This window comes from Clostridium sp. HV4-5-A1G (genome assembly GCF_900184915.1).
Classification (GTDB): domain Bacteria; phylum Bacillota; class Clostridia; order Clostridiales; family Clostridiaceae; genus Clostridium_B; species Clostridium_B aromativorans.
The window spans coordinates 1-3,755 of sequence record NZ_FXYI02000253.1 but is presented as its reverse complement, the minus strand read 5'-3'; the positions used below and the strand labels follow the sequence as shown (position 1 = coordinate 3,755).

Below are 3,755 nucleotides of genomic sequence, written 5' to 3'. Positions count from 1 at the left end.
ATCTAGTACGTTCTCGTGGGCTCTGAGATTTGTTTAAGAGACAGATAATACATTTAACTTATACTAGTAAACAATCTATATATAATTACTGTTATTAACTTGTGATAATGTCACCTTGATATTCATTACGAACTAAAAAAAAGGCTTATTCAACCTTTTTTTATAACCTATATCAAGATATACCCTTGTTTTTTTCAACTCTTATATACACAAAATAAATCACCCCGAATATAATTCCCATCAGGCTAACCAACTGGGCAACTCTTATATTTCCCCACATCAAACTGTCTGTCCTCAGTCCTTCTATAAAAAACCTTCCTAGAGAATATAGCCCAATATAAGCTGATATTACAGCTCCCTTTCTATACCTTTTTCTCAATATATAAATTAAAACAACACAAACAAATAAATCCCAAATGGACTCATATAAAAATGTAGGGTGATAATACGTACCATCTATATACATTCCCCTTTGTATAAAAAGTGGAAACTTGCTTATAAATTCATAACTAACAGGACCCCCATGGGCTTCACTGTTAAAAAAATTACCCCACCTGCCTATTGCCTGGGCAAGTACTATAGATGGGGCCACAAAATCCATTATCTTTATAAAATTTAATTTTTTATATCTGCTGAATATATAGGCTGCCAGTATACCAAATATAAGCCCACCATGAATTGCAAGTCCACCCTGCCTTATATTTATCATATCAATGAGATTATCCTTATAATACGGAAATCGGAAAATAACATAATAGGCCCTGGCACCCACTATGGCAAAAGGAAAAGATACTAAAAATACATCTATCAAAACATCAAAATTATATTTTTTATACTTGCAATTTGAATTGGCCAGCAAAATAGCCGTCAGCATTCCTAATGCTATTATAATTCCATACCATCTTATTTGAAAACCATTAATGGAAAAAGCTATTGGATTCATACGTATATTACAACCTTTCCTAAAATTTAAATCTGCCATACTATTTGTTTATTAAAACATAATCCCAGCTCCTCGCTAGAATTTCTATCTTATTATAGCACAATATGCAATATCTTAAATGCTCGATATATAAAATGCTTCTAATTACCCGTAAATAGATCTTTATAATTTTTTAATAACCCTGCTGGCCTTTCCTCTTCAAACAGCTTATATCTCAAATAGTCATCTACATATATACAAAGCGGCATCAGTGTAAACCACAATAATGCACACGGTACGCATATCTGCCCATATAGATTGCCCCAGCTGCCTGAATAATTCCATACATCAAGTTTTAACCATATGTTAAGGAGTATACCGCTTACAAATTCCAATACAAGAACTATAAAAGTGCCTATAACACATTCCTGCCACATTTTCCTAGCATAGAATTTAGGGCGTTCATTAAGTCTTCCTATTAAAAAAGCACTTAAACCTCCTACTACCAGCATACTTATATGAGTCCAGCCCCTCCATAGCCCTTCAAGCACCATGTATAAAGCACCCATTACAAATATTAAAATTAAATCCTTTTTTAAGTTGGAATAACTGTATCCCATATCACTTTTTACACCTCCTCTTAAGTTTTACTAATATTTTGATATACAGTAGAATTAAACCCTTATACTATAATATCCTGGCAATCTCTATTTAATTCATTCTTCTCTCTATGCAAAATACAAAATAAGCACCCTAAATGACGGATGCTTATTCTATAAAATTTACCTTCTATTTGAATAACCTACATACCAAGTTCCATTTAATATTTCATCTGAACTTATAGGATCATTCTTATCGTTTACCAAATAATGTGACTCATCAATATCATTGGTATGATAATGCATTAATGAACCACCATATTTGCAATATATATCTCTATTGAGATCATTAAATTCAGTAAGTGCATCATTGAAGCTAATTACTTTTTTAACAAGTTTCCAGCTCTTATCATTGATATTAATTCTCTGAATATCCGATACTTCTAAATATCCGTACTCTCCTACACCAAAAGCATTTCCACTTTTATCTACAAATAATAAATCAGAATTTTTCTCCAATTTTTGTATCATTTCAGATACACTATATTTAGTTTTTTCGTCTTTGTCCATCACTAATTTCCTCTCTTCGTAAATCAATAACATTGTATGTTTTATATTTATATACGATTTTTGCAAATATTTTGAAGGACATTCTATTGAGTTTTTATATTATATCACATTTTTTACTACGCAAAATAAGCACCCTATAAAACAGGTGCTTACATAACAATAATAAAGGAGATCTATTTGCGGTTGCATTTAAGTTTATCGTGCCCTGCAACCACAGGCACTAATTTACACTTATAATTATTTTTAAAGAGGACAATACTTAAGAACTACTTATTTATAAGTATATATTATACTTGTTACATTCTAATGTCACATTGATAAACTATTTGTAAACAAAATGAAAAACACCAAGCATAAAGCTCAGTGTTTTCAGGCGGCAAGTAAATCTTTAAGCCGAGTTCTGTATTAGACAATCATCTATCTAGGCCCATTGTTACCAATGGGCTCAAGCGATACTACCCGAAAGCAAAGCGGGCCACTTTTTTGTACTTTCCTATTCGATCTTGCTTCAGGTGGGGTTTACACAGCCGCAGAGTCACCCCTGCGCTGGTGAGCTCTTACCTCGCCTTTCCATCCTTACTGCATGACAAATTGTCATATTCTGCTGCCTGCAGTGGTATATTTCTGTTGCACTTTCCTTCAGGTCACCCTGACTGGGCATTACCCAGCACCCTGCCCTGTGAAGCTCGGACTTTCCTCTCCTATAATACTATAGCAGCGATTGTCTGATTTACTTACGTTCTTGATAATATCACAGTTGATATCATATTACAATAGCAATTTCAAAATTTCATTTTATACCATGGATATCACTGCCATCACAAAATTAAACCAATATGTTGAAAATAATATCTGCCATTTTTACATTTCCATCAATGTTTAAATGAAGCCCGTCAATATAGTACTCCTCTTGACCCTCTCCGTTGCTTCCAGTAAAAGGAGAATAAAGATCTACTACCTGTATGCTATAATTTTGGGAAAATTTCACCACCTTATCATTCAATACTTTTAAATTTTTGTTTATGTTACTGAAATCAGACATAAGGCCCCAATTTTTCCTAGCCAGTTCAGTGCAAATCGGCACTGATAATCCAAATACAGGCGTTATACAATTTTGCATAAGTTGAAAAGCTATAGTTGCCAGATTTGATATAACTTGCCTTATATCCAAATTCCAGACAAGATCATTGGTTCCCCCCATAATCACAGCATGCGTTGGCCTACTCAGAATAACATCGTTATACAGCCTGGACAGCATACCCGCTGAAGTATCTCCCGATACACCCTTGTTTATGACTTCAACTCCAAGCTTTCTTCCAAGAACATTTGTCCAGACCTCATTTCTCTTAAGTCCGTATCCATAGGTCAGGCTATCTCCAATACAAATTACTTTCAATTTTATCACCTCTAATAAATAATTCTAAGCCTTAATAAAAAATTATTAAAGCTTAGAATTATTCCAAATCAGTTTGATTTTAATTTACAGAATTAAGGGTCCTGTTTTGGGAAGCCAGTGCAGCTTCCTTGAAAGCTTCACCTATAGTCGGGTGGGCGTGCACAGTAGTAATTATTTCGTCTACAGTAGCTTCAAGCCTCAGTGCAAGTGCAGCTTCCCCTATGAGATCCGTGGCCCTGGGTGCCATGATGTGAACACCAAGGATTTC

The 3,755-nt window shown here is 34.1% G+C and carries 4 protein-coding genes, 1 other RNA gene and 1 pseudogene; all 6 read right to left on the bottom strand.

All coding sequences use genetic code 11. The features are described from left to right. Positions 1 to 172: 172 nt before the first annotated feature. On the bottom strand, positions 173 to 943 hold the full coding sequence (gene lgt, locus J5G60_RS17235; RefSeq protein WP_150358919.1) for a prolipoprotein diacylglyceryl transferase: 771 nt from the start codon (positions 941 to 943) through the stop codon (positions 173 to 175). A 140-nt stretch (positions 944 to 1,083) separates the two neighbouring features. Then, positions 1,084 to 1,542 (bottom strand): putative ABC transporter permease, encoded by a 459-nt coding sequence (locus tag J5G60_RS17230; protein ID WP_150358920.1) that lies wholly within the window; start codon positions 1,540 to 1,542, stop codon positions 1,084 to 1,086. Positions 1,543 to 1,704: 162 nt separating this feature from the next. Further along, positions 1,705 to 2,091, bottom strand: a complete 387-nt coding sequence (locus J5G60_RS17225; RefSeq protein ID WP_150358921.1) for a hypothetical protein — start codon at positions 2,089 to 2,091, stop codon at positions 1,705 to 1,707. 373 nt (positions 2,092 to 2,464) lie between these two features. Continuing rightward, positions 2,465 to 2,828, bottom strand: an RNA gene (gene rnpB / locus J5G60_RS17220) — RNase P RNA component class A. Between the two features lie 89 nt (positions 2,829 to 2,917). Then, complete coding sequence (locus J5G60_RS17215; RefSeq protein ID WP_236035343.1) at positions 2,918 to 3,496, bottom strand: GDSL-type esterase/lipase family protein; 579 nt, start codon at positions 3,494 to 3,496, stop codon at positions 2,918 to 2,920. Between the two features lie 70 nt (positions 3,497 to 3,566). Then, positions 3,567 to 3,755 (bottom strand): annotated as a pseudogene (locus J5G60_RS17210) (dihydrolipoyl dehydrogenase); the annotation flags it as partial.